Genomic DNA, 26,147 nt, shown 5'->3' on the forward strand with positions numbered 1-26,147 from the left:
GGGGGAAACCGAATGCAACCATTCAGTGTCAGCATTGACAACGGCATCGCCGAGATGGTCTTCGACCATCCCCCGGTCAATGCCTTCAACAGCCGGGGCTGGGCCGACATCGCCAGCACCCTCCAGGCGCTGGGCGAAGACGAGCAGGTGCGGGTCATCGTCATTCGCGCCGAAGGCCGTGGCTTCTGCGCTGGGGTCGACATCAAGGAACTGGCTGCCGACGGTAATCTGATCGTCGCGGTCAACAAGGGCAACTACGACACCTTCAAGGCCGTGCACCGCAACAAGGTGCCGGTGATCGTCGCCGTGCATGGCTTCGTCCTGGGGGGCGGCATCGGTATCTGCGGCGCCGCCGACATCGTCGTCGCCGCCGACTGTGCCCGTTTCGGCGTGCCCGAGGTGGACCGCGGCGCCATGGGCGGCGGTGCCCACCTGCAGCGCCTGTTCCCGGTGCAGAAGGTGCGCCATATGTACTTCACCGGCGAGATGATCGATGCCGCCGAGGCCTACCGCCTGGGCGCGGTCGAACGCGTGGTGCCACGCGAGCAATTGCGCGAAACCGCGCTGGGCATCGCCGCATCCATCGCCGCCAAGAGCCCGGCGATGATCCGCCTGGCCAAGGAAGCGCTCAACGGCATCGAGGACGGCAACCTGGAAGACAAGTACCGCTGGGAGCAAGGCTTCACCCTGGAAGCCTACCGTACCCAGGACTCCCAGGAAGCCCGCGACTCGTTCGTCGAGAAGCGCAACGCCAATTTCAACGGTTGAGGGAGCGAACATGGACCTTACCTACACACCGGCCCAGCAGGCCTTGCGCGCCGAGGTGCGGGCCTGGCTGCAGGCCAACGTGCCGGCCCAACCATTGCCCTCGTTCGACACCGAGGAGGGGTTCGCCGCCCACCGCGCCTGGGAAGCACGCCTGAACGAAGGGCGCTGGGGCATGGTCACCTGGCCGACCCGCCTGGGCGGGCGTGGTTGCGACCTGATCGAATGGCTGATCTTCGAAGAAGAGTACTACCGCGCCAACGCCCCGGCGCGGGTCAACCAGAATGGCATCTTCCTGCTCGGGCCCACCCTGATGGAATACGGTACCGAGGAGCAGAAAGCGCGCTTCCTGCCCCGCATGGCCACCGGCCAGGATATCTGGGCCCAGGGCTGGTCCGAGCCCGGCGCCGGCTCCGACATGGCGGCGATCCGTTCGCGGGCCGAGCGTGACGGTGACCATTACGTGATCAATGGCCAGAAGACCTGGTCCACCCGCGCGGTCTGGGCCGACTGGGTGTTCGGCATCTTCCGCACCGACCCTGGCTCCCACCGTCACCACGGCCTGACCTTCATCCTGGTGCCGCTGGACAGCCCTGGCATCACCGTGCGGCCGATCCCCCAGCTCAATGGCTTGCCGGGCTTCGCCGAAATCTTCTTCGACGATGTACGTGTGCCGGTGGAGAACGTGCTGGGCGGCGAGGGCATGGGCTGGCACGTGGCGATGTCCACGGCCGGCTTCGAACGTGGCCTGATGCTGCGCTCGCCGGCGCGCTTCCAGGAAACTGCCCGGCGCCTGGTGCAGCTGTACCAGGCCAACCGCGAGAGCGCCGACCGCGACCCGGCCATCGGCGAAGCGGTGATGCGTGCCTGGCTGGATGCCGAAGCCTACACCCAGCAGACCTACATGACCGCCTCGCAGCTGGTCAAGGGTGGGCGTATCGGGCCTGAGTCCTCGACCAACAAGATCTTCTGGTCCGAGCTTGACCTGCGCATGCACGAAACCGCCATGAGCATCCTTGGCCTACGCGGCGAGCTATTGCCCGAGGCCCCGGCCGCAGGCGACGTCGGCCATTGGCTGGACGGCTTCCTGTTCGCCCAGGCCGGGCCGATCTATGCCGGCACCAACGAGATCCAGCGCAACATCATCGCCGAACGCATGCTCGGCATGCCGCGTGCCTGAGGGAGAGACCATGGACTTCAGTTTCAACAGCGACCAGTTGCTCTTCCAGGACAATGTGCGCAGTTTCTTGATCAACGAAGTGACCCCTGAACGTATCCGCGAACTGTGGCTGACCGACAGCGGCCGCTGCGACCAGCTCTGGGCGCAGTTGGTGGAGCTGGGCCTGACCGGCCTGACCGTACCGGAACAGTATGGCGGCATGGGCCTGGGGGCCCTGGACTTCGTCTTGCTGGCCCAGGAATGCGGCTACGCTGGGCTGCCCGAGCCGCTGGTGGAGACCATGCTGGTGGCGGTGCCGCTGCTGGCCGAGCTGGGCGAGGCCCACGAGGGACTCAAGCACGACTGGCTGGGGCGTGTGGCCGAAGGGCAGGCACGCCTGGCGGTGTGTGAGCCGGGCAACCCGCTGGTCAGCGACGCCCACGTCGCCGACCTGCTGCTGCTCAGCCACGGCGATGAACTGCATGTAGTACCCCGCGAGGACGTCGACCTGGTACGCAACCCGTCGGTCGACCCCAGCCGCCAGCTGTTCCAGGTGGTCTGGACGCCGGGTGCGGCCACCTGCGTGGCCCGTGGCGAGGCGGCGGCGCGGCTGCTGGCGCGGGCTTTCGAGCGCGGTGCGCTGAGCTGTGCGGCGCAGCTGCTGGGCCTGGCCAAGCGCATGGTGGACCTGGCGGTGGACTACAGCTTCGAGCGCAAGCAGTTCGGCAAGCCGATCGGTTCGTTCCAGGCGGTCAAGCACTTGATGGCCAATGTCGCGGTGCGCATCGAGTTCGCCAAGGGCCCGCTTTACCGCGCAGCCCACGCCGTGGCCAACGACGAGCCGGGGCAGGCGCTGGCCGTTTCCCATGCACGCCTGGCGACGTCGGAGGCTGCGCTGCTCGCTGCGCGCAACGCCATCCAGACCCACGGTGCGATGGGCTACACCTGGGAGGTCGACCTGCAGCTGTTCATGAAGCGCGCCTGGGCGCTGGACAAGACCTGGGGCGACCACGCCCTGCACAAGGCGCGGATCCGCGAGGCGCTGTTCGACCGCGAACTGGCCATCGGTGCCGGCACCACCTTCTGACGCATGGCTTGTGTGGGAGCGGGCTTTTCCCGCGATCGAGGGCGAAGCCCTCGCGCAGGGCAGGCTTGGCCCTGTCGCGGGACAAGCCCGCTCCCACAGGGTCTGCGTCGATTCAACACGATGTGTTTTGTGAGGTAGAAGATGCCTGAAGCTTATATCGTCGATGCCCTGCGCACGCCTACCGGGCGGCGCAAGGGGGGCCTGGCGCACATTCATGCAGCGGACCTGGGCGGCCATGTGCTGCGCGCCCTGGTCGAGCGCAACTCGATTCCTGACCAAGACTACGATGACGTGATCTTCGGCTGCGTCGACACCATCGGCCCGTTGGCCGGTGACATCGCCCGTACCGCCTGGCTGGCGGCCGGGCTCAGCCAGGCGGTGCCGGGCACCACCATCGACCGCCAGTGCGGCTCCTCCCAGCAAGCGGTGCATTTCGCCGCCCAGGCGGTGATGAGCGGCACTCAGGATGTGGTGGTCGCCGGTGGCGTGCAGACCATGACCCAGATTCCCATCTCATCGGCCATGACCGCCGCCGAACCGCTGGGCTTCAGTGACCCGTTCACCGGCTCCGAGGGCTGGGTGCGTCGCTACGGCGCGACCCCGCCGACCCAGTTTCGCGCCGCGCAGATGATCGCCGAGCATTGGCAGCTCAGCCGCCAGGCGCTGGAGGCCTACTCGCTGGAGTCCCATCGCCGGGCCCTGCGTGCCATCGAACAAGGGTATTTCAAGCGCGAGATCGTGCCCCTGGCCGGCGTCGAGCATGACGAAACCCCACGCCACACCAGCCTGGAGAAGATGGCCGAACTGGAAAGCCTGTTCGGCTGCGACCGGGTCACCGCCGGCGTATCGAGCCAGACCTGCGACGCCGCCAGTGCCGTGCTGATCGTCTCCGAGGCCGCGCTCAAGCGCTACAACCTCACGCCCCGGGCACGCATCCACCACATGAGCGTGCGTGCCGACGACCCGGTCTGGATGCTCACCGCGCCCATCCCGGCTACCGCCTACGCCCTCAAGCGTGCCGGCATGCGCCTGGACGACATCGACCGGGTGGAGATCAACGAGGCCTTCGCCTCGGTGGCCATGGCCTGGCTCCACGAGACCGGCTACCCCCACGCTCAGACCAACGTCAACGGCGGGGCCATCGCCCTGGGCCACCCGTTGGGAGCCACCGGTACCCGGCTGATGTGCAGCCTGCTCCATGAGCTGGAGCGCAGTGGCGGCCGCTATGGCCTGCAGACCATGTGCGAAGGCGGCGGCCAGGCCAACGTGACTATCATCGAGCGCCTGTAAGCGCAGGAGAAATACCCATGAGCAGTTGCAACAACCGAGTCGTGGTCATCACTGGCGCCGGTGGCGGCCTGGGCCGAGCCTACGCCCTGGCTTTCGCCGCCGAGGGCGCCAAGGTGGTGGTCAACGACATCAACCGTGACGCCGCCGAAGCCGTGGTCGCGCAGATCCGCGAGCAGGGTGGCCAGGCCATCGCCAACAGCAACGACATCACCCACTACGAGGACGCCGGGCGCATCGTCGCGGCGGCGCTGGAGGCGTTCGGCGGCCTCGACGTGGTGGTGAACAACGCCGGGATCTGCCGTGACCGCATGTTCGCCAGCCTCACCGAAGCGGACTGGGACGCGGTGGTGGCAGTACACCTCAAAGGCCACTTCTGCCTCTCCAGCCACGCCGTGCGCCATTGGCGCGAGCAGGCCAAGAACGGCGTGAAGGTCGATGCGCGGATCATCAACACCAGCTCCGGCGCAGGCCTGCAGGGCTCGATCGGGCAGTCCAACTATGCCGCGGCCAAGGGCGGCATCGCGTCGCTGACCTTGGTCCAGGCCGCCGAGCTCGCCCGCTATGGCATCACCGTCAATGCGCTGGCTCCGGCCGCGCGCACCGGCATGACCGAGGGCGTGTTCGGCGAGGTGATGAAGAAGCCGGAGGAGGGCTTCGACTACTTCGCCCCGGAGAACGTCGCGCCGGTGGTGGTATGGCTGGGTTCCCGCGACTCGGCAGGCGTCACCGGGCAGATGTTCGAAGTCGAAGGCGGCAAGCTGTCCATCGCCGACGGTTGGCGCCGTGGGCCGCAGGTCGACAACCAAGGCCGCTGGGCCGTCACCGAGGTGGGCGCGGCCGTCGGCGAGCTGTTGGCGCGCGCCGTGCCGGCGCAGAAAGTCTACGGCACCTGATTCGACGTTTTCTCGCCAGTAGGGCGAACCGCACCACATGCCAGGGTGGTGCGGTTTTTTTTGCGCGGGATTTGATGAGGGTACGGTTTGAGCCTTGTGAGAGGGCTAAAATCGAGCGCCGCCCGCGCGGCGCATCGCGAGCTGTGCTCGCTCCTACGTTTGTTTCGGACCAATTATTCCTGGGGGATTTTCGCGCGGACGCTTTGGCGGCTGACGCAAGATCGTGTCGTACCGACCAGGCGGTCGCGCGCGCCTGTCACAGGCGTTACTGGCCGTAAACAAACGTAGGAGCGAGCGCAGCTCGCGATGCGCCGCGCGGGCGGCGCCGTCGTATTGCTTTCACAAATTTAGTAGTCCAATTGGCCGATTCCCGCCGCCGCGCATCTGGCCACACTCGCAGGTACCCCCGCCAGACGAGTAGAAGACGCCGCGATGGACTTTGCATTCAGCGACGAGCAGGAAATGATCCGCGCATCGGCCGAGGGCTTTCTCGCCGATGTTTCCGACTGTGCCGCCGTGCGCGCGGCGATGGTCAGCGAACGCGGTTACGACACCGACCTCTGGCAGCGCCTGTGCAGCGAGATGTACTGGCCTGCCATCCATATTCCCGAGGCCTATGGCGGCTTGGGCCTGGGATTCGTCGAGCTGGCCATCCTGCTCGAGCAGATGGGCCGACGCCTGCTGTGCTCACCCTTCTTCGCCACCGCCTGCCTGGCCACGCCGGCGCTGCTGCTGGCCGGCAGCGAAGCGCAGAAACAGCGCTGGCTGCCCGCCATCGCCGAGGGCAGGGTGCGTGGCACCCTGGGCTTTGGTGACGGCGGTGCCTGGACCGCCCACGGCATCAGCGTCACGGCCACGCCCGAAGGCGACGGCTATGTCCTGGATGGCGAATATGCGCAAGTGATCGATGGCCACAGTGCTGACCTGCTGGTGGTCGCGGCGCGCCTGGCCGGCAGCTCGGGCGAGCAGGGCATCGGCCTGTTCCTGGTCGAAGCCGGGCAGGCGGGCCTGGCACGCCAGTGGCAGCCGACCATGGACCAGACCCGCCGCCTGGGCCGTATACGCTTCACGCGCCTGTACGTGGCTCCGGACGCGGTACTAGGCGAGGCTGGCAACGCCTGGCCGCTATTGCAGAACGTGTTGCGCCTGGCCTGCGTGGGCCTGGCCGCCGAGCAGGTGGGCGGGGCCCAGCAGGCGCTGGACCTGAGCGTGGCCTACCTGCAGGAGCGCCAGCAGTTCGGCCGCCCCCTGGCCAGTTTCCAGGCCCTCAAGCACCGCGCCGCCGACATGATGCTGCAGGTCGAGTGCGCGCGCTCGGCCTGCTACTACGCCGCCTGCGTCGCCCAGGAAGCGCTGGACCCTGCAGGTGATGCGCAGGTGGCGGCCGAGTTGCCAGTGGCCGCGGCCCTGGCCAAGTCGCAGTGCTCCCAGGCGTACTTCCACTGCGCGGCGGAGTCGATCCAGCTGCACGGCGGCGTGGGCTTCACCTGGGAGTACGACCCGCATCTGTACTTCAAGCGTGCCCGGGCCAGCGAGAGCTACCTCGGTGCACCGGCCTGGCATCTGCAGCAGATCGCCAATGTGATTATCGGGGAGCAGCCATGAAGATCCGTTTCAGTGAGCAGGACGAGCGTTTCCGCCAGGAGATCGCCGACTGGATGGCCGCCAACCTGCAGGGCGAGTTCGAGGCCCTGCGTTTTCGTGGTGGCCCGGGCGACGAACACATGTTCCCCGAAGAGCGCAAGGCCTGGGAGCGCAAGCTCGCCGAAGGTGGCTGGACGTGCGTGGGCTGGGCGCCGGAGCATGGTGGGCGTGGCCTGTCGATCAGCCAGCAGGTGATCTTCCATGAAGAGTACGCCCGCGCCGGCGGCCCGGGGCGCATGGGCCATATCGGCGAAGGCCTGGCCGGCCCGACCATCGCCGCCTTCGGCAGCGACGAGCAGAAGCGCCGCTTCCTGCCGGGCATCGTCCAGGGCACCACGTTCTGGTGCCAGGGCTATTCCGAGCCCGGCGCAGGCTCCGACCTGGCCGCGGTGAAGACCCGTGCGGCCCAGGACGCCAATGGCGACTGGCGGATCAACGGGCAGAAGGTCTGGACCTCCCTGGCCCACGAGTCGGACTGGTGCTTCGTGCTGGCCCGCACCGAGCCGGGCAGTGTCGGCCACCATGGCCTGTCGTTCCTGCTGGTGCCGATGGACCAGCCGGGTATCAGCGTGCGGCCGATCGAACAGATGACCGGTACCTCGGAGTTCAACGAGGTGTTCTTCGACGACGCGCGCACCGAGGCTGTCAATATCGTCGGCCAACCGGGCGAGGGCTGGAAGATCGCCATGGCCCTGCTGGGCTTCGAGCGCGGGGTGTCCACCCTCGGCCAGCAGATGCAGTTCCAGAACGAACTCGACGAAATCATCGCCATTGCCCGGCGCAACGGTGCCGACCGCGACCCGCACCTGCGCCAGCGCCTGGCCGAGGCGTGGTGCGGCTTGCGCATCCTGCGCTACAACTCGCTGCGCATGCTCTCCGGGCCCCAGGACGGCTCGCTGCGCCGCGAAGCGACCATCTACAAGCTGGGCTGGTCGAGCTGGCACGCCAACCTCGGCAAGCTGGCCATGGACGTGCTCGGCCCCCAGGCCGAGCTGCTCGAGGCCGGGCCCTACCAGCTGAGCCGCCTGCAGTCGCTGTACCTGTTCAGCCGCGCCGACACCCTGTACGGCGGCAGCAACGAGATCCAGCGCAACATCATTGCCGAGCGCGCCCTGGGTATGCCCCGGGAGCCGCGGCCACGTCCCTGATCGAGGAGTTTTTGCATGTCCGTTCCACACTATGTTCCCGGCCACGGCCTGCTGCGTGGCAAATCGGTGCTGATCACCGCCGCCGCTGGCTCCGGTATCGGCTTCTCCGCGGCGCTGCGTGCGGCCGAGGAGGGCTGCCGGGCCCTGATGATCAGCGACATCCATGAAGGCCGGCTGGGCGAGGCGGTGGCACGCATCCGCGAAGCCACCGGGCTGCTGGCCGTGTACGGACAGTTGTGCAACGTCACCGACGAAACCCAGGTGCGTGAGCTGGTCGACGCCGCCGAGCGCGAGTTGGGCGGCGTCGACGTGCTGATCAACAATGCCGGCCTGGGCGGCTCGCGCGCCCTGGTGGAAATGCCCGATGAAGAATGGCAACGGGTCATCGACGTGACCCTCACCGGCACCATGCGCATGACCCGCGCCATGCTCCCGCACATGATCGAGCGCCGTGCCGGGGTCATCGTCAACAACGCCTCGGTGCTCGGCTGGCGCGCGCAGAAGCAGCAGGCCCACTACGCCGCGGCCAAGGCTGGGGTCATGGCCCTGACCCGTTGTGCGGCGGTGGAGGCAGCCGAGCATGGCATCCGCATCAACGCGGTGAGCCCGAGCATCGCCATGCACGATTTCCTGGCCCGCTCCGCGCCCCAGGCGGTGCTCGATCAGCTGGCGGCCAACGAGGCCTTCGGCCGTGCAGCCGAAGTCTGGGAGGTGGCCAATGTGATGATGTTCCTGGCCAGTGACTACAGCTCGTACATGACCGGCGAAGTGCTGTCGGTTTCCAGCCAGAGGGCCTGAGCATGACCCGAGTATTCGAGGCGCCCCAGGCGCTGCACGAGGCGGTGGGGCAGGCGCTGGGCGAGAGTGACTGGCTGTTGGTGGACCAGGCGCGCATCGACCTGTTCGCCGAAGCCAGTGGTGATCACCAGTGGATCCACGTCGACCCGCAGCGCGCTGCCCAGGGGCCGTTCGGCGCCTGTATCGCCCATGGTTACCTGAGCCTGGCCCTGGTCAACCTGTTCCTGCCGCAGATCATCGAGGTGCGAGGCATCGCCATGGGAGTCAATTATGGCTGCGAGCGCGTGCGCTTCCCCTCGGTGGTGCGGGTGGGCTCGCGGGTACGTGGCAGCGCCGTGCTGCTGTCGACCGAGGCGGTCGGCGACGGCGTGCAGGCAGTGATTCGCGTCAGCGTCGAGATCGAAGGCCAGGAGCGTCCTGGCTGCGTGGTCGACACCATCAGCCGTTACTACCCGGCCTAGGCCATCCAAGGAGTTGAGCATGAACGAAGCAGTGATCGTGTCCACGGCGCGTACGCCGATCGGCAAGGCCTTCCGTGGCGCCTTCAACGACACCGAGGCACCGACCCTGGGCGGCCATGTGGTGGCCGAGGCGGTGCGCCGCGCCGGCATCGCGCCGGAGGAAGTGGACGATGTGATCATCGGCGCCGCCGCCCAGCAGGGCACCCAGGCCTACAACCTCGGGCGCCTGTGCGCCACGGCGGCCGGCCTGCCGGCACAGGTGTCCGGCATGGCCGTGGAGCGCCAGTGCGCTTCGGGCCTGATGAGTATCGCCATTGCCGCCAAAGGCATCGTCTGCAACGAGCTCGACATCGCCGTGGCCGGCGGCCTGGAGTCGATCTCGCTGGTGCAGAACAAGCACAAGAACACCTACCGCAACCAATCCGCCCTGGTGCTCGAGCGTGACCCGACGGCCTACATCCCGATGATCGAGACCGCCGAGATCGTCGCCCAGCGCTACGGCATCAGCCGTCAGGAGCAGGACGCCTACAGCCTGCAGAGCCAGCTGCGCACGGCGCGCGCCCAGCAGGCCGGGCTGTTCGACCTGGAGCTGGCGTCACTGACCACCCAGAAGCTGCTGGTGGACAAGGCCACCGGCGAAAGTCGTCATGAAGCCGTGACCCTGCGCCAGGACGAATGCAACCGCGCCGATACCAGCGCCGCCAGCCTGGCGGCCCTGGAACCGGTGTGGGCGGGCGGGCAATGGACCGGGCCAGGGCGGTTCATCACCGCCGGCAACGCCTCGCAACTGTCCGATGGCGCCTCGGCCTCGGTGCTCATGAGCGCCCGCCTGGCCGAACAACGCGGCCTGCAACCGCTAGGTATCTATCGCGGCCTGGCGGTGGCGGGCTGCAACGCCGACGAAATGGGCATCGGGCCGGTGTATGCGATTCCCAAGCTGCTCAAGCGCCATGGCCTGAAGGTCGATGACATTGGCTTGTGGGAGCTCAACGAAGCGTTCGCCTGCCAGGTGCTGTACTGCCGTGACACCCTGGGCATCGACAACGACCGCCTCAACGTCAATGGTGGCGCGATCGCCATCGGCCACCCGTTCGGCATGTCCGGGGCGCGGATGGTCGGCCATGCGCTGATCGAGGGCAGGCGCCGGGGCGTGCGTTATGTGGTGGTGAGCATGTGCATCGGCGGTGGCATGGGCGCCGCTGCATTGTTCGAGGTGGCCTGAGATGGGTTTGCCGACAGCACAGCAGGTCCAGGCCATCATGCAGCGTTATATCGAGCGGGTGGATGCCGGTGATGTCGAAGGCATCCTCCAGCTCTATGCCGAAAATGCCACCGTCGAGGACCCGGTGGGCCAGGCGCCGTTGCAGGGCATCGACCAGATCGCCGAGTTCTACCGCCAAGGGTTGGGTCAGATGAAGGTCAGCGCGACCCTCACCGGGCCGGTACGTGCCAGCCATAACGGCTGTGGTGCCATGCCGTTTCGGGTCGACATGCAGTGGCAAGGGCAAGATTGCTCGTTGCATGTGATCGATGTGATGACGTTCGACGAACAAGGGCTTATCAGCAGCATGAAGGCCTATTGGAGCGAGGTGAACGTGGTACCCCGCTGAGTCTTGGCGCCCGGCCAGCCGCGGGGTATGCGGCGACCGGGTGCAGACGAAGGCATGCCCAGGTTTTTCGTCGGTTATTGCTCTTTTGCCGCATCGAGGAACGCTGGGCGCTCCCCGCCGCCATGCACCGCTACATCCGCGCCACTGACATAGCGGGCCAGGGGCGAGGCCAGATACAGGCAGGTGTCGCCGATGTCGTCCGGCTCGGCCAGGCGCCCCAGGGGCACCGTGGCGGCCACCTGGGCCTGCTGCTGGGCATCACCATAATGCAGTTCGGCCTGCTCGGTAAGAATCAGGCCGGCAGTGACCGCATTGACCCGCACCTTGGGCGCCCACTCCACCGCCAGCGAGCGGGTCAGGTTGAGCAGGCCTGCCTTGGCTGCGCCATAGGCGGCGGTGCCAGGAGAGGGGCGGGTGGCGCTGACGCTGCAGATGTTGATGATGCAGCCACCCTCGGCCTGCTCCTGCATCACCCGGTTGGCCAGCTGGCTCAGGTTCAGCGGGGCCAGCAGGTTCAGCCGCACGATCGACTCGCTGAAGCGCGGCGAGGCGCTGGCGGCTTCGGCGAATGGCGCGCCACCGGCATTGTTGACCAGCACATCGAGACGGCCGAAGTACTTCAGGATGCCACCTACCAGGTGCTCCAGCTGCTCCAGGTCACGCACGTCGCATTGCATGAACACGGCCTGGCGGCCTCCGCCGCTGGGCAGACGCTCCGGTGCCTGGCGGCCACAGATGACCACCTGGGCGCCGCATTCGAGAAAGCGTCGGGTAATCCCACGGCCCACGCCCTTGGCACCGCCGGTGACCAGGACGACCTTGCCGCGAAAATCCAATGGGTCTTGCATGGGGATGCCTTTCGTTTGTCAGAAGTGTCCCTCGATGCTAGGCGGCAGCTGCCCTCGGGCATACGTCCAAAGGGACTAGAAAAAGACCCTGTAGTCCTGTCGGACGATGCCGCCAGGCGTGGCGACTCTGAAAATCCCGGTACAACAACAAGCTGGGAGGTTCCCCATGGGCGCAGCAGCGCAAGGGCACAAGGTCAGGTTGCCGGGTGGCCTGCAATTGCACTATCAGGATGTCGGCTCGGGCGAGGCGGTGGTGTTCATCCATGGCAGCGGCCCGGGTGCCAGCGGGCATAGCAACTTCAAGCACAACTACCCGGTATTCGCCGAGGCCGGCTATCGCGCCATCGTGCCTGACCTGCCAGGCTATGGTGCCTCGGACAAACCCGAAACCGCCTATACCCTGGATTTCTTCGTCGAGGCTTTGCTGGGCCTGCTCGATGCCCTGGATATCCAGCGCTGCACGCTGGTTGGCAACTCCCTGGGTGGGGCCATCGCCATCGCCATCGCCCTGCGTCAGCCGCAACGGGTGGCGCGCCTGGTGCTGATGGCCCCCGGTGGCCTGATGGACAAGGCGCAGTACTACCTGCAGATGGAAGGCATCCAGCGCATGGCCACGGCCTTCGCCAGCGGTGAGCTACGCGATGCCGCTGGCATGAAGCGCCTGCTGGGCCTGCAATTGTTCGACCCGTCGTTGATCGACGACGAGACGGTGGCCGAGCGGGTCGCAGTGGTGGCGCAGCAGCCCCCTTGCGTGCTCTCCACCATGGAGGTGCCGAACATGGCCGAGCGTCTGCCGGAGCTGGCCTGCCCGATCCTGGGGTTCTGGGGCATGGACGACAAGTTCTGCCCCGTCTCCGGTGCCAACACCTTGATGCAGGCCTGCCGGCACGTCCGCTTCGTGCTGCTCAGCGAATGCGGCCACTGGGTGATGGTCGAGCACCGTGACCTGTTCAACCGTGACTGCCTGGCATTTCTCGAGGAGGGCCGCCCATGAGCCTGCAACTGCGCCGCCAGCACGGCGACGAACTGTACCAGGCCCTGTGCGAAGGGCAGACGCTGGCACCGCTGACCGAGCGTTGGCCACAGATCACCATCGAGGATGCCTACCACATCTCGTTGCATTGCATCGAGCGACGGGTCGCCGCCGGTGACCGTATCGTCGGCAAGAAGATCGGCGTCACCTCGGCGGCCGTGCAGCGCATGCTTGACGTGCACCAGCCGGACTTCGGCTTCATCACCCGCGCCATGGCCTTCGATAACGGTGCCGAGATCTCGTTGGCCGAGAACCGCCTGATCCAGCCGCGCGCCGAGGGCGAGATCGCCTTCGTGCTCAAGCATGACCTGGTCGGCCCGGGCGTCACCGAGGCCGACGTGCTGGCGGCTACCGACTTCATCACGCCGTGCTTCGAGATCGTCGATTCGCGCATCGATGACTGGCGTATCCGTATCCAGGACACCGTGGCCGACAACGCCTCCTGTGGCGTGTTCGTGCTTGGCCAGGAACGGGTCGACCCACGCCAGCTGGACCTGCCGGCGCTGCACATGCGTGTGTTCAAGAACGATGAACCGCTGAGCGAAGGGTTGGGCGCGGCGGTGCAGGGCAACCCGTTGACCGCGGTCGCCTGGCTGGCCAACACCCTCGGCGCCTTCGGCATCCCCTTCAAGGCCGGCGAGGTGATCCTCTCCGGTTCGCTGGTGCCGCTGGAGCCCGTGCGGGCAGGCGACCGCTTTTCCCTGACCATCGATGGCCTGGGCAGTGCCCAGGTGTCCTTCCGAGCCTGATCGAGGAGCAAGGCCCATGAGCCAGAAACTGAAAGCGGCCATTATCGGCCCGGGGAACATCGGCACCGACTTGCTGATGAAAATGTGCCGCTCGGCATGGATCGAGCCGGTCTGGATGGTAGGCGTGGACCCGGAGTCCGAGGGCCTGAAGCGGGCCCGGGCGATGGGCGTGAAGACCACTGCCGAAGGCCTCGACGGCCTGTTGCCCCATGTGCTGGACGACGATATCCGCATCGCCTTCGATGCCACCTCCGCCTATGTGCATGCGCACAACAGCCGTAAGCTCAACGAGCTTGGGGTGATCATGGTCGACCTGACGCCGGCGGCCATCGGCCCGTTCTGCGTGCCGCCGGTCAACCTCAAGGAGCATGCCGCCAAGCTTGCGATGAACGTCAACATGGTCACCTGCGGCGGACAGGCCACCATCCCCATGGTCGCGGCGGTGTCGCGCGTCCAGCCTGTGGCCTATGGCGAGATCGTCGCCACCGTGTCGTCGAGCTCCGTGGGCCCCGGTACCCGGCAGAACATCGACGAGTTCACCCGTACCACCGCAGGTGCCGTGGAAAGCATCGGTGGTGCCCGCCGCGGCAAGGCGATCATCGTCATCAACCCGGCCGAGCCGCCGTTGATGATGCGCGACACCATCCACTGCCTGACCGACGACACCCCCGACCAGGACGCCATCCGCGCCTCGGTGCTGGCCATGGTCGAGGAAGTGCAGCGCTACGTGCCTGGCTACACGCTGGTCAACGGCCCGGTGTTCGATGGCAACAAGGTGTCGATCTTCGTCGAGGTGCAAGGCCTGGGCGACTTCCTGCCCAAGTCGGCCGGCAACCTGGACATCATGACCGCCGCCGGCCTGCGCACCGCCGAGATGTTCGCCGAAGAAGCCCACAAGGGCACCCTGCAATTGCCGGCCCGCTGAGGAGAGTGCGATGAACCTTCAAGGTAAGAATGTGCTGCTGCACGACATGAGCCTGCGCGACGGCATGCACGCCAAGCGTCACCAGATCAGCCTGCAGCAGATGGTGGACGTGGCCACCGGGCTGGATGCCGCGGGCGTGCCGCTGATCGAGATCACCCATGGCGACGGCCTGGGTGGTGCCTCGTTGAACTACGGCTTCCCTGCCCACAGCGATGAACAGTACTTCAGTGCCGTGATTCCCAAGCTCAAGCACGCCAGGGTTTCGGCGCTGCTGCTGCCGGGCATCGGCACCCTCGACCATCTGAAGATGGCCCATGAGCACGGCGTCTCGACCATTCGCGTCGCGACCCACTGCACCGAGGCTGACGTATCCGGCCAGCATATCGGCATGGCTGCCAAGATGGGCCTGGATACCGTGGGCTTCCTGATGATGGCGCACATGGTCAGCGCCGAGAAGCTGCTGGAGCAGGCGCGTCTGATGCAGAGCTATGGCGCCAACTGCATCTACTGCACCGACTCGGCCGGCTACATGTTGCCCGACGAGGTGAGCGAGAAGATCGCCGTGCTGCGCGATGGCCTGGAGGCGGCTACCGAGGTTGGCTTCCACGGCCATCACAACCTGGGCATGGCGATCGCCAACTCCCTGGCCGCCATCGAAGCCGGCGCGGTGCGTATCGACGGCTCGGTGGCCGGGCTCGGTGCCGGTGCCGGCAACACGCCGTTGGAGGTGTTCGTCGCCGTGCTCAAGCGCATGGGCGTTGAGAGCGGGGTGGACCTGTATCGCATCATGGACGTGGCCGAGGACCTGGTGGTGCCGATGATGGACCAGCCGATCCGCCTGGACCGTGATGCCCTGACCCTGGGCTACGCCGGGGTGTACAGCTCGTTCCTGCTGTTCGCCAAGCGTGCCGAGGCCAAGTACGGAATCCCGGCCCGCGACCTGCTGGTGGAGTTGGGTCGTCGCGGCACGGTCGGCGGGCAGGAGGACATGATCGAAGACCTGGCCCTGACCTTGTCCCGCGGTAACAAGGGTACTGCCGGGTAGTTGGGGGAGCTGGCGTAGCTGTGGGAGCGGGCTTGTCCCGCGATTGGGCCGGGCCTGCCATCGCAGTGGGATGACAAGGCCTTCGCCCTCGATCGCGGGGCAAGCCCGTGCCCACAGTGGCTGCTCCAATCACGCAAGCAGGATATGTGCCGTGCCATGCGGTAGAGCAACAAAGTGTTACGAGATCAACCCCTGCGACAACAAGACGCAGCCCGGAATTCAATGGCTTGCGTGGGGTTGGACCTCTGTCGGCTGGATGCCCAGGGGGTGTCATGCCAGAATGCCTCGGTTTTCAGCTGGCCCATCCCAGGGGCCGGCACCTTCCCTGTAAAGGATGGTTCCATGACTGATTTACTGACCCGGCGTGCTGTCGTCGCCGGGATGGGCGTGCTGGGGCTTGGCCTGCTGGCCGGTTGCAACCCGGCCCGGGGGCTCGAATTCAAGTACGGCAAGAACATGAGCAACGAAATCCTCGGCCGTAAGTTCCGGCTCAAGGATACCCAAGGCAACGAACGTACCCTGTCGAGCTTCTATGGCTCGATGCCAATGATCTTCTTCGGGTTCACCCAGTGCCCGGCCGTTTGCCCGACCACCCTGGCACGTGCGGTGCAGATCAAGAAGCTGATGGGCCGTGACGCCGGTTTCCTGCAAGTGGTGTTCATCACCCTCGACCCCGAGCGCGACACCCCCGAGGTGCTCGACGCCTACGTCAAGGCCTTCGACCCTTCGTTCACGGCGCTCACCGGCACCCCTGAGGAGATCGCCGAGGTGGCCAGGGAGTTCAAGGTGTTCTATGAAAAGGTCCCGGCCGGCGATACCTACACCATCTCCCATTCGTCCACCAGCTATGTCTACGATTCGCGCGGCACCCTGCGCCTGAGCCTGGGCCATTCCCTCAATGCCAAGGAATGCGCCGAAGACCTGCTCACCCTGATGGAGATCTGCTAATGGCAATTTCGATGCAACTCAAGCACGGCCTGGCCGCCTTGGCGCTGATGGGCCTGGCCCTGCCGGCCCTGGCCCAGACCACCGTGAGCGACGCCTGGGTACGCGCCAGCGTGCCGCACCAGCAATCGACCGGGGCCTTCATGACCCTGACCGCCGATACCGACAGCAAGCTGGTGAGCGTGGCCTCGCCCGTGGCCAAGACCGTGCAGGTGCACGAAATGACCATGAACGGCGATGTGATGGGCATGCGTGAAGTGAAGGCCGTCGAGCTGCCGGCCGGCAAAGCCGTGAGCCTGGACCCGAATGGCTATCACGTGATGCTCATGGGCCTGGCCAAGCAGGTCAAGGAAGGCGAGCAGGTACCGCTGACCCTGGTCGTCGAAGATGCCAAGGGCGCCAGGCAGACCCTCGAGGTGCAGGCCCCTGTACGCCCGCTGGCCGCCGAAGCGGGGCATGACCACGGGCACATGCAACACTGATCGTTCAAATACCGCTGGGTTTCCCGGCATGACGCAAGGCCGCCCCTGCAAGCACCCGATGGATGCTGCGGGGGCGGCCTTGTATCGTTACTGGGGCGCATAATGGCCCCACGTCACCTCGACTGGCGCTCAGCTACGAAACCTGGGTAACGGCCGTTCGATGGTCAACGACGTCAAGGTCTTGCGCACCTGGGCATCTTCGGCTTCCAGGGCCTTGAGGCTTGCGCGGATCTTGCCAGCAGCGGGCACATCGCCCTGCCGGTCGATCCAGTCGGCAATCTCCTTGCAAGCACTGCTCAAACAGGCTTGGCGCTGGTTCATCAGCGTCAGGAGGGTGGTGAGCTCTCTATCGGACATGGCAGGATCCTCCGTTCAGCCCACTCAGTTTAGCAGGGGTAGGGGGGAATGCCTGTCCGTTAAGGCCCCATCGCCGGCAAGCCGGCTCCCACCTGTTGTAGACACCGCGGAACCTGTGGGAGCCGGCTTGCCGGCGATGGGCTGCGAAGCCGCCCCAAATGCAGCCGATAAGGCTTAGCTGACTGGCGTCAGGGTAGGGGGGCTGCCTGCGAGCTGCGCCAAGTGGCGCCTCGGCTGGTTTGGCAGGCTCGGCGCTGCAGAACTGCACAATTATTCTCTAGGAACGCTTGTCCCGCGATTGGGCCTGCCCTGCCTGCGCGCTTGGAGGCAAGGGCGTTGCCCTTGATCGGGGGCAAGTCCGCTCGGAAGCCGAATTGGTCATAGGTTTCGACACAACAATATTGTTCAGTGGGGTGATCGATCGCTTATCGGTAGGTTGTTTAATAAAACGGCCCAAGGAGTCGTGTGCTCCTGGTTTGTGGTGTTTAAGTTTTTTGTGGTGTGTGGGAAGTTTCTCACAACTTCTGTTTTTGTGGCTTCTCTGAAATAAGTTTTGTTACAAGTGGTGGGTTGTATTTAATTGTGCTTACCGTCTATCGTGAAATTGCCCGCTTGCACTGGGGGAAATACAATGATCGCAGAAACTTAAGAGGTTGCTTCGTATGAAATCAGCTATTGAGATGTTCAAGGTCGATGTTGTGGGGGTAACGGAAAAAGGTATATGTATGTGGTGAGCGCCACATTCAAAGGGGCGATTACTGATCGCCCCTCCATTCTTTCTCTTGGAGCGAAGGGAGAGGTGCCCCATGGAGGACGTCGGGTATCATACGGTTTGGGATATTACTGGAGCTAATGCCAACCTGCTGCGTAACGCGCGGGTGTTGCACCGATTTTTTTATTCTTCGTTAAGGTCGTCCGGTTTTACTGTTATCGACGATTTGGTTCACGAATTTTCGGGTGGGGGCGAAGGGGTCACCGGATTGTTTCTGCTTTCCGAATCGCACTTGTCTTATCATACGTATCCGGAAAATAGTTATATAAGTATTGATGTCTATGCCTGCGGAAAAGATAATCAATCCATTGGGCGTGCTATCAGGCGGTTTTTTGGAAGGCGTGCAACTATAACTAGCAGGACATTGTTGCGCGGAAGCTGTCCGCCTAAGGTAAGGGGGTATAATTGTGAAGCTTGTCAATAATGGTTTGATCAAGTTTGATTACCAGTTTCCTTTATATAATTTTTTCTTTCCTTCCCAGTCCCTGCATGTCTATCCGCCTTCCGAGAAGCAGATGGCGGCAATATTTCACACTGCTAACATACAAGCACGGTCCAGGGCCTTGTATTTCCATGTTCCGTTTTGTGAATCCATTTGTACGTTTTGTCCATTCACACGTGGTCTATATAAAGATAGTGAGGCGATAGACCGTTATACCCAGGCCCTCCTGAGCGAAATCGAATATAAATCCAAACTCATGGACCTGCGCGCAGTGCCGATCCGTGCGATTTTCTTTGGTGGTGGTACACCGTCCTTGCTTTCGCCTAGGAATATCCATGCCATCGGGGAATCTTTGCATCAATATTTCGATATGTCCGAAGTCGAGGAGTTTTCTTTCGAATGCCACGTTGGCAGCGTAACGGCTGACCGGGTCGCAGCGCTTGCCGATATTGGTGTAAGCCACGCCCGTTTCGGTCTGCAGACGATTGATCCACAGTGGCGTCGTTTATTCAACTTGGAAGAGGACATCGGTCAGGTTGAACGAGCGGTTGAGCAGTTGGTAACCCGTTTCGATCATGTCTTATGTGACATTCTCTATGGCATGAACGGCAGTAATGAGCAACAAACCCTAGCGGATATAGACAAAGCAATCGCGTTGGGCGTGAGCAATATCGATATCTACCCGATCAACAATGCAGCCACCTCAGTCAGGTTGCACAAGCAGATCAGGGCTCGTTTCCCAGAGGTGATGCCGGCCCTGCGCAAGCTGAATATGAAACTCATGTTCGATGAACATTTACGGCAGAAAGGTTATGTGCCTTACAATGGCCATGGCTACGTACGCATGCCTCATGCGGTGGAGCAACTGATAACCTCTGATTACTCGTTTGTCTATCACGAACATGTTTACGGTTATGCTGATCACGACCTGCTAGGATTCGGAGTAAATGCCATTTCCAGCGTGGCTGGAAATGTCATCACCAATACCCCGCTGCGGAATCAATATATTCGTAAGATGTCGAAAGGGGAGTGTCTGTGCCAAGTAAGTCAGCACGACCCTCTGTTCGATGTGGTCAAGCCTTTAGTGCTGCGCCTCCCGTATCATGGAAAGGTTGAAAAGCGCTTGATTGAGATTGATCGAATACCTTCGTCGTTGATGGCACGGTTGAATGCCTTGATCGAAGCCGGGCTTATCTTGGAAAAAGGCGAGATTTACGAACTTACCCGCCTTGGGTGGCTGTGGTATAGCAACCTCATGTTCTATTTAATTCCCGAAAGTGAGCAGAATATCCTTAGGCGTTTGGTCTACCAGCGTCTGAGCACGCCTGGGCGAGACATTAGCGAAGATGAACTGATTTACCAGGCGAGTTAGGGTATAGAGGAAATGCATGCATTGAATTTAAGTTCGGCCACTCGATCGCTGGCTACTAGTTATGGTTTATCCAAATGTGGTGAGTTTGCCTTCGAGGCAGCCTTTGCTGTAACGGTAGTGTCGATGGCGAGTATGGATTTGCTATTGATTGGTGTAGCCTATTTTTTTCGCTATTTGCCCAGCGTAATATTCTCTCCGGTTGGCGGATGGTTGGCGGATAACGGTAATCGGAAGCGAACTTTGATACGGGTGGAATTGGCCAAAAGTCTCGTGGCATTATTGTTCTTTGTGTTGTTTAGCTTTCACGAGCCGGCATTGGTTGTGGTGACGGTACTGGCGATGTTCATGACGGCGCTGGATTGCTTGTATGTGCCTACGTTCCGTGCTTATTTTCCCGATATCATTGATCGTGAGGACTTGTCCTCGGTCAACAGCGGTGTGCAGGTAATCGAAGACATTTCATCGATCGTCGGGCCGCTGGTGTTTTCTTTTATTGCATTGTTGTATGCAAGCGAAGCGACTTTTCTATTCTTCGCGCTTTGTCTGCTGCTTTCTACGGCGAGTCTGATCATCCTTGCCCCAAGCAAAACGCGGCACACTCAGACATTCGACGGTCTGGCGCTTGTGCATGAGGCGGTGGGGAGCGTCAAGCAAATGCGTATGGACAATGTTCCGCTGTTCGCTGTGGTCTGTTGCACCACCCTGTGCGCAATGTTCGCCACCTCAGTAATTCGCTTCATCCTACCTGCGTCAGTGCTAGATCATTTTGTTTCAGAAGCAGCGGTAGGCTACGTGTTTTCACTTCTGGCGATGGGCACCGTATTCGGTGGTATGCTCTATACGAAGTTCAATCCGTACACCACGGCGCGCCTGGTATGGCGCTATTGGATGCTATATGGCGCACTTTTCTTTGCGGCTGCGGTAGCCTTGGAGTTCAATGGTATATTGTTTCTTTTGATTTTGTTTTGTGTTGGGTTCGTTGGCGCTTTCGTGGATATTGCCATCGTGACAAACATTCAATGTCTATCGAACGAGCAGCAGGTGGGGCGAAACTTTTCGTTATATTACTTCACTGCTGTTATTGGTGATGCCTTTTCCGGGCTGGTCGCCAGCCTTGTCTATCTATTGGTCGGTCCGGCTACGTTGATTTGGATGACATTCATGTTGGTGGTCGCCCCCCTGCGCTGGAACATTAAAAGAGGCCTCGATGAACATTAGGATCGTACATAGCGAGACTATTGATACAAGCTGGTTAGGTAATGGCGAGAGTGTTTTCTTTCAACAATGCGAAAATCTCGCTTATGCCTCAGCGCTATTGCTCACCGCGTGGGATGCCGTTGCTGATCAGGTGGTGCAAGCTGTAAGGCGCTGGAATTTGCCACTTTTTATCGTTGGCCAAGCGTATCCGCCACGGTTTGCCCAACTTATGGACTTGGAAGCAACGTGGTTGCAATCGCCTCTATCAGTCGGTGAACAAGAGCGGGTAATTGCTGCAGCCAGTGCCTACGAACAATCGGCGTTGCCGCCGTTCACACAAGCCGTGGCAGCGTTCAGTGCTCGGCGTCGGCCCACTTATGCCTGTCCCGGCCATCAGGGAGGCGGATGCCTTGAGTTACACCCGGCTGGCGCGCGACTGCGTCGTCTGTTGGGTGATGGCATCTTCCGAGTGGATGTCCCCCATGCGGCACCCGAGCTTGGCGACGTATTGTCTCATCAAGGACCTGTCCATGAGGCTGAGCAGCTGGCAGCGAAAGTATTTGGCGCTGACGAGACTTGGTTTGTACTTAATGGTACATCGACCGCAAATAAAGTCGTTACCAGTGCTTTGTTAACCGCTGGCGATCTCGTCCTGATGGATAGGAACAACCACAAATCGGTATTTCTTGGAGCTTTAGTGCAATGTGGGGCACTACCCATATATCTCGAAAATGTTCGGGACGAACGCGGCATTCTCGGCGGTTATCGGAGCGGAGCTCTAGATGAAGCACGGCTCCGACGCAAAGCCGCTGATCTTGATCAGGATCGAGCTGGGCGGGAGCGACCGTTTCGATTGGCCATCGTGCAACATTCCACTTGCGATGGCGTAATTGTCGATGCTGCCGCGTTACTCAAACGCATCGGCCATCTATGTGACTATATATTGTTTGATGCCGCGTGGTCGGGGTATGAGTCTTTTATCCCGCAATTGGCTGGGCTCTCACCTTTGAACGTGCCTCTTCACAAGCAGTCGCCGGGCATTCTGGTGACGCAGTCTGTACACAAACAGATGTCAGGGCTTTCCCAGACATCGCAGATCCATAAAAAGGACCAGCATTTATGCGGTCAGCCGCACTACTGTCCATGGCATGTATTTAACAGTGCCTTCATGCAGCATTCGTCGACCAGCCCATCATACCCGTTGTTCATGTCATTGGAAGTTAACGCTGCCATGCTTGCCAATGGCGAAGGCGCGCGGCAATGGCAAGAGGTTGTTCGAAAAGCAGATGCTTTTCGCCTTAAAGTTTTGCATCAATGCCAGTTGATCAAGCCTTTGCTTTGGCCATCCCAAAACAAAGACGCCCAAGCTCATGAGGTGGTTGGGCGCGATACCGCGTTCGCTCTGGAGAAAGGGCTTCACTATTTGGATCCATGCAAAGTGATTTTCCTAACTCGAACCAAAGGGAGGCTTGGGGCGTTACGAATTGATGTTCCTGCCTGCATCTTGACCCAATACCTCCGAGATAACGACTTCACACCGGAAAAGGCAGACTTCTATAACTTCACCTTATTGATGACACCCTCCAGCACGCAGCAGAGTATCGACCGGTTGGTCGATTGTCTGGCGACATTCGAAGCTCATCTGCTCGCAGGTACGCCAGCGTTACAGGTCCTTCCATCATTATGTTATGAGGGTTCACCCTATAGGAATACCTCTTTGATCGACGTGTGCCAGCAAATCAACGTTTTATATAGAAGGTTTGAAATTGAACGTCGACAAGCAGAGGTTTTCAGTGCTATCGATCTGACCGTTGCCGAACTCACGCCGCAGGAAGCTAATCAACAATTTGTACGAGGCGCGGCAGTTTTAACGAGGCTAGTGAATGTGCTTGGTAAGGTGGCTGCAGAGGGCGTTATACCTTACCCGCCAGGCATCTTGTGTATTGCACCAGGTGAGTGTTGGACCCCGGCGTTAGTAAGTTACTTGTTGGCAATCGAGGCCATTTCAGCCCAGCATCCTCGTTTCGCACCACATATCCAAGGCGTGCACCTGATCGCCAACGATGATGGAACTGCTTCGTTTGGGGTGTTCGTTCTTGGGTGATAGCACCTCACGCCGTTGTGCTGAGCGCAAATTCATTCATGTCGATATGGATTCTTTTTTTGTCTCGGTGGAGTTACTGGATGCTCCTTGGTTGCGTCACTGTCCGGTCGCGGTGGGGGGGCGGGCAGATGAGCGCGGCGTAATCAGCACGGCGAACTACATCGCCCGTCGATTCGGGATCAAGAGCGGTATGGCGACGGCCACGGCACAGCGGCTCTGCTCAAATCTTGTATTACTACCTGTGCGTTTCGAACGCTACGAGGCCGTAACGCGTAAGCTCAGTGGTATTTTTCGGCGGTATACCTCGCGTGTTGAGTTCTTATCCCTTGATGAAGCCACGCTCGATGTTACTGGCCAGTCTCATTGCGCAGGGTCGGCGACTTTGATGGCCGAACAGATTAGAACAAGCATTCAATGTGAACTGGGGTTGACTGCTTCAGCAGGGGTCGCCCCGTTGAAATATCTGGCCAAAATCGCATCCGAGATCAATAAACCCAACGGTCAATTCGTGATTGCGCCGGACCGGGTCCAGACATTTCTTTCTAGCCTTGATATCCGCAAGATCCCGGGGGTTGGCCCGAAAACCTGGGCGGTGCTTGAAAACCTAGGATGCTATCGTTGTGCAGATGTAACTGCAGAAAAAATTCCGGCATTGTTGCACTATCTTGGGGTGCATGGCTTCTACGTGTGGGAACGTTGCCAAGGCAAGGAAACCAATGAAGAGAGGCCTTGTGAGGTGCGCTCTCTGGGCGTAGAACATACGCTGGCAAGAGACTGCAAGGACTTTGCCAGCTGCATTGAGCAGCTTGATGGGTTAACAAGCGCTTTGCGGGCACGTTTGGCGGAAATCGATAACGAGGCCTATGTCATAAGAAATCACGTCAAGTTGAAGTTTTCTGACTTCTCAAGTGCAGGAGCCGAAGCACCTGCATTCGATTTGGAGCCGAAAGTTCTTCACGGCTTGTGTCGGAGGCTTTGGGACACCAAGCGCCAAGGACGCGCTGTACGCCTGGTGGGTATCGCCGTCAAAATCCGCCGCAAAGCTGCGGACGGTATACAACTGGAAATGCCATGGTGAGCATGTTATTCCCGCCTACACAAAGCGACACGCCTGCCGATAAGCCCCCGGCGTCACGCCATAGGCCTGCTTGAACTGACGGCTCAGGTGGCTCTGGTCGGCAAAGCCCAAGGCAAAGGCCACTTCCGAGGCGGGCAGGCCGCTCTTGAGGTATTCGCGGGCGCGGGCCAGGCGACGTTGCTTGAGCCAGGCGTGGGGAGGCAGGCCGGTGGCCTGGCGGAATACCCGGGCGAAGTGGAAGGGCGAAAGGTTCACGGCTGCTGCCAGGGCTTCCAGCGAGGGTGGATCGGCCAGCTGGCTTTCCAGCAGCTCACGGGCCCGTGCCACCGCCAGGGGTTCGTTGCCCGGCGTGGGAGGCTGGGCGCAGTGGCCGTGGCGCTGCACCAGGGCCAGTACGGCCTGGCGCCAGGCGGTCTGTTGCTCCAGGGCACTGGCACCGTTTTCGGAGCGTTGGTGCAACTGGCTGAACAGGGTGGCCAGCGTTGGGTCCTGGATGACGCTGGCCTTGAAGTGCGGCATGCCATGCCGACCCAGCTCCAGTTCCTCCAGCACACCGGTGACCCGTTCATGCTCGGGGTAGAAGCCGCGGTAGCGCCAGCCCGCTTCGTGGGCGGTGGCTCCGGTGTGCAGCTCGTCCGGGTTGATCAGCACCATGCTGCCCACCGGCGCCAGGTGCTCGCTGCCGCGATGCCAGAAGCGCTGGGCGCCGGACTCGATCACGGTGAACACGTAGCCTTCGTGTACATGCGGGGCGAAGCGCTGCTGGAAATACCGCGCGTGCAGCATTTCCACATCGCCCAGCGCCGGGGCCTGCCAGAGGTGGGTCTGTTCGCGCAGGGGCGTGTTCATGCCAGCCAACTACGTAGGAGGAAGAAGATCGCCATGCTGGCCAGCATGCTCAGCAATACGCTGCGGGTCAACAACACCAGGGCGATCGCCACCAGCGACCCCAGCAGGTATGGGTTGGCCAGGCTCAGATCGAGCTGGTGGCCGGGCAGGAAGATGATCGGCCCACAGATGGCCGTCAGCATGCCTGGCACGGCGAAGCCCAGGAACTGCCGGGCATTGGAGCTCAGACGCAAGGGCAGGCGCGGTTCGAGGAAGGCGTAGCGGTTGAGAAATACCACCAGGCCCATGGCGAAGATCAGCAACCAGGTCATGGGCGGCCTGCTCCGAGCTTCTGGCAGGCGAAGCCGGCGCTCATGCCCAGCAGGCCCGCGACCACCAGGGCAGTTTCCCAGTGCCAGTAGCTGAACAGCACCGAACAGAACAGCGATACGGCCACGCACACCACGGTGGGCAGGTTGCGTACCAGGGGCGCGATCAGTGCGACGAAGGTGGCGACGATGGAAAAATCCAGGCCCAGTTGATCCAGATGCGGAATGTTCTGCCCAAGCAGGATGCCGGCGAGCGTGAACAGGTTCCAGGCCACATAGAACGTCAGCCCGACCCCCAAGGCATACCAACGGTTGAACTGTTGCTGGTCATAGCGGCTGGTCAGGGCGAAGAACTCATCGGTCAACAAAAAGCCCAGCCCCAGGCGCCAGCGCAGCGGCTGGTTGGAAAGCACCGGGCGCATGGACAGGCCATAGAGCAGGTGTTGGGAGGTCAGCAGCAAGGTGGTGAGCAGGATCGAGAACAGGTTCGCACCGCCCTTGAGCATGCCGATCGCCACCAATTGCGCGGCGCCGGCGAAGACGATGGCAGACAGCCCTTGGCCCTCCCACGCGCTGAGGTTGGCTTCGATGGCCATGGAGCCGGCCAGCAGGCCCCAGGGGGCGACGGCCAGAGACAGCGGCAGGATGGCAAGGGCGCCGTGGAGAAAGGCTTGACGGGCTACGGGTGGGTTGCAGGGCATGATGGTGACTATGAATCGACAGGGATAACCAGCATGCCAGAGGACGAGAGGGGAGGCTTGAACGTTCTTGCTACCCCTGGGCCAT

At 62.2% G+C, this 26,147-nt stretch carries 27 protein-coding genes; 22 read left to right on the top strand and 5 right to left on the bottom strand.

From position 1 onward, the window contains the following. Positions 1 to 12 precede the first annotated feature (12 nt). From ACXHGZ_RS08605 to ACXHGZ_RS08655, 11 genes are all read left to right on the top strand, one after another. Complete coding sequence (locus ACXHGZ_RS08605) at positions 13 to 768, top strand: enoyl-CoA hydratase family protein (protein WP_084857943.1); 756 nt, start codon at positions 13 to 15, stop codon at positions 766 to 768. A gap of 10 nt (positions 769 to 778) precedes the next feature. Then, on the top strand, positions 779 to 1,945 hold the full coding sequence (locus ACXHGZ_RS08610; RefSeq protein WP_480463331.1) for an acyl-CoA dehydrogenase family protein: 1,167 nt from the start codon (positions 779 to 781) through the stop codon (positions 1,943 to 1,945). A gap of 10 nt (positions 1,946 to 1,955) precedes the next feature. Further along, positions 1,956 to 3,011: an acyl-CoA dehydrogenase family protein gene (locus ACXHGZ_RS08615; protein ID WP_480463332.1), complete on the top strand. Its 1,056-nt coding sequence runs from the start codon at positions 1,956 to 1,958 to the stop codon at positions 3,009 to 3,011. Between the two features lie 141 nt (positions 3,012 to 3,152). Then, the gene (locus ACXHGZ_RS08620) at positions 3,153 to 4,301 is read left to right on the top strand and encodes an acetyl-CoA C-acetyltransferase (RefSeq protein WP_224458932.1); all 1,149 of its coding nucleotides are present in this window, start codon (positions 3,153 to 3,155) and stop codon (positions 4,299 to 4,301) included. Positions 4,302 to 4,318: 17 nt separating this feature from the next. Beyond that, positions 4,319 to 5,194, top strand: a complete 876-nt coding sequence (locus ACXHGZ_RS08625; RefSeq protein WP_480463333.1) for an SDR family oxidoreductase — start codon at positions 4,319 to 4,321, stop codon at positions 5,192 to 5,194. 432 nt (positions 5,195 to 5,626) lie between these two features. Further along, positions 5,627 to 6,799, top strand: coding sequence for an acyl-CoA dehydrogenase family protein (locus ACXHGZ_RS08630; RefSeq protein WP_480463334.1), 1,173 nt, complete (start codon positions 5,627 to 5,629; stop codon positions 6,797 to 6,799). Further along, positions 6,796 to 7,986, top strand: a complete 1,191-nt coding sequence (locus ACXHGZ_RS08635) for an acyl-CoA dehydrogenase family protein (protein ID WP_480463335.1) — start codon at positions 6,796 to 6,798, stop codon at positions 7,984 to 7,986. Before ACXHGZ_RS08630 ends, ACXHGZ_RS08635 begins: the two co-directional genes overlap by 4 nt. Positions 7,987 to 8,001: 15 nt before the next feature. Further along, positions 8,002 to 8,784 (top strand): SDR family oxidoreductase, encoded by a 783-nt coding sequence (locus ACXHGZ_RS08640; protein ID WP_480463336.1) that lies wholly within the window; start codon positions 8,002 to 8,004, stop codon positions 8,782 to 8,784. A gap of 2 nt (positions 8,785 to 8,786) precedes the next feature. Further along, complete coding sequence (locus tag ACXHGZ_RS08645) at positions 8,787 to 9,245, top strand: MaoC family dehydratase (protein WP_084857951.1); 459 nt, start codon at positions 8,787 to 8,789, stop codon at positions 9,243 to 9,245. Between the two features lie 19 nt (positions 9,246 to 9,264). Then, the gene (locus ACXHGZ_RS08650) at positions 9,265 to 10,467 is read left to right on the top strand and encodes an acetyl-CoA C-acyltransferase (protein WP_480463338.1); all 1,203 of its coding nucleotides are present in this window, start codon (positions 9,265 to 9,267) and stop codon (positions 10,465 to 10,467) included. 7 nt (positions 10,468 to 10,474) lie between these two features. After that, on the top strand, positions 10,475 to 10,855 hold the full coding sequence (locus ACXHGZ_RS08655) for a steroid Delta-isomerase (RefSeq protein ID WP_480464016.1): 381 nt from the start codon (positions 10,475 to 10,477) through the stop codon (positions 10,853 to 10,855). Between the two features lie 74 nt (positions 10,856 to 10,929). Here the strand turns inward: ACXHGZ_RS08655 and ACXHGZ_RS08660 are convergent, their stop codons facing one another. Then, positions 10,930 to 11,703: an SDR family oxidoreductase gene (locus ACXHGZ_RS08660; RefSeq protein ID WP_480463339.1), complete on the bottom strand. Its 774-nt coding sequence runs from the start codon at positions 11,701 to 11,703 to the stop codon at positions 10,930 to 10,932. 166 nt (positions 11,704 to 11,869) lie between these two features. Here ACXHGZ_RS08660 and ACXHGZ_RS08665 point away from each other — a divergent pair, with 166 nt between their 5' ends. The 6 genes from ACXHGZ_RS08665 to ACXHGZ_RS08690 all read left to right on the top strand — a co-directional run bounded on the left by ACXHGZ_RS08665 (position 11,870) and on the right by ACXHGZ_RS08690 (position 16,882). Continuing rightward, positions 11,870 to 12,697 carry an alpha/beta fold hydrolase gene (locus tag ACXHGZ_RS08665; protein WP_480463340.1) on the top strand — a complete coding sequence of 276 codons (828 nt, stop codon included), beginning with the start codon at positions 11,870 to 11,872 and terminating at the stop codon, positions 12,695 to 12,697. After that, positions 12,694 to 13,485 carry a fumarylacetoacetate hydrolase family protein gene (locus tag ACXHGZ_RS08670; RefSeq protein WP_480463341.1) on the top strand — a complete coding sequence of 264 codons (792 nt, stop codon included), beginning with the start codon at positions 12,694 to 12,696 and terminating at the stop codon, positions 13,483 to 13,485. Before ACXHGZ_RS08665 ends, ACXHGZ_RS08670 begins: the two co-directional genes overlap by 4 nt. 16 nt (positions 13,486 to 13,501) lie before the next feature. Then, positions 13,502 to 14,410: an acetaldehyde dehydrogenase (acetylating) gene (locus ACXHGZ_RS08675; RefSeq protein ID WP_084857956.1), complete on the top strand. Its 909-nt coding sequence runs from the start codon at positions 13,502 to 13,504 to the stop codon at positions 14,408 to 14,410. Between the two features lie 10 nt (positions 14,411 to 14,420). Then, positions 14,421 to 15,455, top strand: coding sequence for a 4-hydroxy-2-oxovalerate aldolase (dmpG, locus tag ACXHGZ_RS08680; protein WP_480463343.1), 1,035 nt, complete (start codon positions 14,421 to 14,423; stop codon positions 15,453 to 15,455). 342 nt (positions 15,456 to 15,797) lie between these two features. Next, positions 15,798 to 16,403 carry an SCO family protein gene (locus ACXHGZ_RS08685; RefSeq protein WP_084857958.1) on the top strand — a complete coding sequence of 202 codons (606 nt, stop codon included), beginning with the start codon at positions 15,798 to 15,800 and terminating at the stop codon, positions 16,401 to 16,403. Positions 16,404 to 16,408: 5 nt separating this feature from the next. Beyond that, positions 16,409 to 16,882 carry a copper chaperone PCu(A)C gene (locus ACXHGZ_RS08690; protein ID WP_324813414.1) on the top strand — a complete coding sequence of 158 codons (474 nt, stop codon included), beginning with the start codon at positions 16,409 to 16,411 and terminating at the stop codon, positions 16,880 to 16,882. A 129-nt stretch (positions 16,883 to 17,011) separates the two neighbouring features. On the opposite strand, the gene ACXHGZ_RS08695 is transcribed toward ACXHGZ_RS08690, so the two are convergent. Next, entirely contained in the window at positions 17,012 to 17,239 is a 228-nt protein-coding gene (locus ACXHGZ_RS08695) for a hypothetical protein (protein ID WP_043206911.1), read from the bottom strand. An 806-nt stretch (positions 17,240 to 18,045) separates the two neighbouring features. Here ACXHGZ_RS08695 and speD point away from each other — a divergent pair. From speD to dinB, 5 genes are read left to right on the top strand one after another with little or no spacing between them, the layout of a single operon-like run. Then, positions 18,046 to 18,435, top strand: a complete 390-nt coding sequence (speD, locus tag ACXHGZ_RS08700; protein ID WP_480463344.1) for an adenosylmethionine decarboxylase — start codon at positions 18,046 to 18,048, stop codon at positions 18,433 to 18,435. After that, entirely contained in the window at positions 18,419 to 19,825 is a 1,407-nt protein-coding gene (locus ACXHGZ_RS08705) for a coproporphyrinogen-III oxidase family protein (RefSeq protein WP_480463346.1), read from the top strand. Before speD ends, ACXHGZ_RS08705 begins: the two co-directional genes overlap by 17 nt. Before the next feature lie 12 nt (positions 19,826 to 19,837). Further along, positions 19,838 to 21,043 carry an MFS transporter gene (locus tag ACXHGZ_RS08710; protein WP_480463348.1) on the top strand — a complete coding sequence of 402 codons (1,206 nt, stop codon included), beginning with the start codon at positions 19,838 to 19,840 and terminating at the stop codon, positions 21,041 to 21,043. Further along, a complete protein-coding gene (locus tag ACXHGZ_RS08715; RefSeq protein WP_480463349.1) occupies positions 21,033 to 23,126 on the top strand; it encodes an Orn/Lys/Arg family decarboxylase in 2,094 nt (697 codons plus the stop codon). The genes ACXHGZ_RS08710 and ACXHGZ_RS08715 overlap by 11 nt, the downstream gene beginning before the upstream one ends. Then, entirely contained in the window at positions 23,086 to 24,204 is a 1,119-nt protein-coding gene (gene dinB / locus ACXHGZ_RS08720; RefSeq protein ID WP_480463351.1) for a DNA polymerase IV, read from the top strand. The genes ACXHGZ_RS08715 and dinB overlap by 41 nt, the downstream gene beginning before the upstream one ends. Before the next feature lie 15 nt (positions 24,205 to 24,219). Here dinB and ACXHGZ_RS08725 read toward each other — a convergent pair whose 3' ends face one another. Genes ACXHGZ_RS08725 through ACXHGZ_RS08735 form a run of 3 tightly spaced genes read right to left on the bottom strand, consistent with a single transcriptional unit; the run spans position 24,220 to position 26,062 of the window. Beyond that, positions 24,220 to 25,053 carry a helix-turn-helix domain-containing protein gene (locus ACXHGZ_RS08725; protein WP_480463353.1) on the bottom strand — a complete coding sequence of 278 codons (834 nt, stop codon included), beginning with the start codon at positions 25,051 to 25,053 and terminating at the stop codon, positions 24,220 to 24,222. Then, entirely contained in the window at positions 25,050 to 25,364 is a 315-nt protein-coding gene (locus tag ACXHGZ_RS08730) for an AzlD domain-containing protein (RefSeq protein WP_084857960.1), read from the bottom strand. Before ACXHGZ_RS08730 ends, ACXHGZ_RS08725 begins: the two co-directional genes overlap by 4 nt. Continuing rightward, positions 25,361 to 26,062, bottom strand: coding sequence for an AzlC family ABC transporter permease (locus ACXHGZ_RS08735; protein ID WP_084857961.1), 702 nt, complete (start codon positions 26,060 to 26,062; stop codon positions 25,361 to 25,363). Before ACXHGZ_RS08735 ends, ACXHGZ_RS08730 begins: the two co-directional genes overlap by 4 nt. Positions 26,063 to 26,147 lie beyond the last annotated feature (85 nt).

Source organism: Pseudomonas shiyinii, from assembly GCF_056725765.1.

Coding starts and splice junctions, on each gene's coding strand:
- dmpG (WP_480463343.1), top strand. CDS start 14,421: ATGAACCTTCAAGGTAAGAATGTGCTGCTGCACGACATGAGCCTGCGC.
- ACXHGZ_RS08685 (WP_084857958.1), top strand. CDS start 15,798: ATGACTGATTTACTGACCCGGCGTGCTGTCGTCGCCGGGATGGGCGTG.
- ACXHGZ_RS08625 (WP_480463333.1), top strand. CDS start 4,319: ATGAGCAGTTGCAACAACCGAGTCGTGGTCATCACTGGCGCCGGTGGC.
- ACXHGZ_RS08710 (WP_480463348.1), top strand. CDS start 19,838: ATGCATGCATTGAATTTAAGTTCGGCCACTCGATCGCTGGCTACTAGT.
- ACXHGZ_RS08670 (WP_480463341.1), top strand. CDS start 12,694: ATGAGCCTGCAACTGCGCCGCCAGCACGGCGACGAACTGTACCAGGCC.
- dinB (WP_480463351.1), top strand. CDS start 23,086: ATGATGGAACTGCTTCGTTTGGGGTGTTCGTTCTTGGGTGATAGCACC.
- ACXHGZ_RS08725 (WP_480463353.1), bottom strand. CDS start 25,053: ATGAACACGCCCCTGCGCGAACAGACCCACCTCTGGCAGGCCCCGGCG.
- ACXHGZ_RS08675 (WP_084857956.1), top strand. CDS start 13,502: ATGAGCCAGAAACTGAAAGCGGCCATTATCGGCCCGGGGAACATCGGC.
- ACXHGZ_RS08645 (WP_084857951.1), top strand. CDS start 8,787: ATGACCCGAGTATTCGAGGCGCCCCAGGCGCTGCACGAGGCGGTGGGG.
- ACXHGZ_RS08630 (WP_480463334.1), top strand. CDS start 5,627: ATGGACTTTGCATTCAGCGACGAGCAGGAAATGATCCGCGCATCGGCC.
- ACXHGZ_RS08665 (WP_480463340.1), top strand. CDS start 11,870: ATGGGCGCAGCAGCGCAAGGGCACAAGGTCAGGTTGCCGGGTGGCCTG.
- ACXHGZ_RS08730 (WP_084857960.1), bottom strand. CDS start 25,364: ATGACCTGGTTGCTGATCTTCGCCATGGGCCTGGTGGTATTTCTCAAC.
- ACXHGZ_RS08715 (WP_480463349.1), top strand. CDS start 21,033: ATGAACATTAGGATCGTACATAGCGAGACTATTGATACAAGCTGGTTA.
- ACXHGZ_RS08660 (WP_480463339.1), bottom strand. CDS start 11,703: ATGCAAGACCCATTGGATTTTCGCGGCAAGGTCGTCCTGGTCACCGGC.
- ACXHGZ_RS08650 (WP_480463338.1), top strand. CDS start 9,265: ATGAACGAAGCAGTGATCGTGTCCACGGCGCGTACGCCGATCGGCAAG.
- ACXHGZ_RS08620 (WP_224458932.1), top strand. CDS start 3,153: ATGCCTGAAGCTTATATCGTCGATGCCCTGCGCACGCCTACCGGGCGG.
- ACXHGZ_RS08610 (WP_480463331.1), top strand. CDS start 779: ATGGACCTTACCTACACACCGGCCCAGCAGGCCTTGCGCGCCGAGGTG.
- ACXHGZ_RS08635 (WP_480463335.1), top strand. CDS start 6,796: ATGAAGATCCGTTTCAGTGAGCAGGACGAGCGTTTCCGCCAGGAGATC.
- ACXHGZ_RS08605 (WP_084857943.1), top strand. CDS start 13: ATGCAACCATTCAGTGTCAGCATTGACAACGGCATCGCCGAGATGGTC.
- ACXHGZ_RS08640 (WP_480463336.1), top strand. CDS start 8,002: ATGTCCGTTCCACACTATGTTCCCGGCCACGGCCTGCTGCGTGGCAAA.
- ACXHGZ_RS08615 (WP_480463332.1), top strand. CDS start 1,956: ATGGACTTCAGTTTCAACAGCGACCAGTTGCTCTTCCAGGACAATGTG.
- ACXHGZ_RS08695 (WP_043206911.1), bottom strand. CDS start 17,239: ATGTCCGATAGAGAGCTCACCACCCTCCTGACGCTGATGAACCAGCGC.
- ACXHGZ_RS08735 (WP_084857961.1), bottom strand. CDS start 26,062: ATGCCCTGCAACCCACCCGTAGCCCGTCAAGCCTTTCTCCACGGCGCC.
- speD (WP_480463344.1), top strand. CDS start 18,046: ATGGAGGACGTCGGGTATCATACGGTTTGGGATATTACTGGAGCTAAT.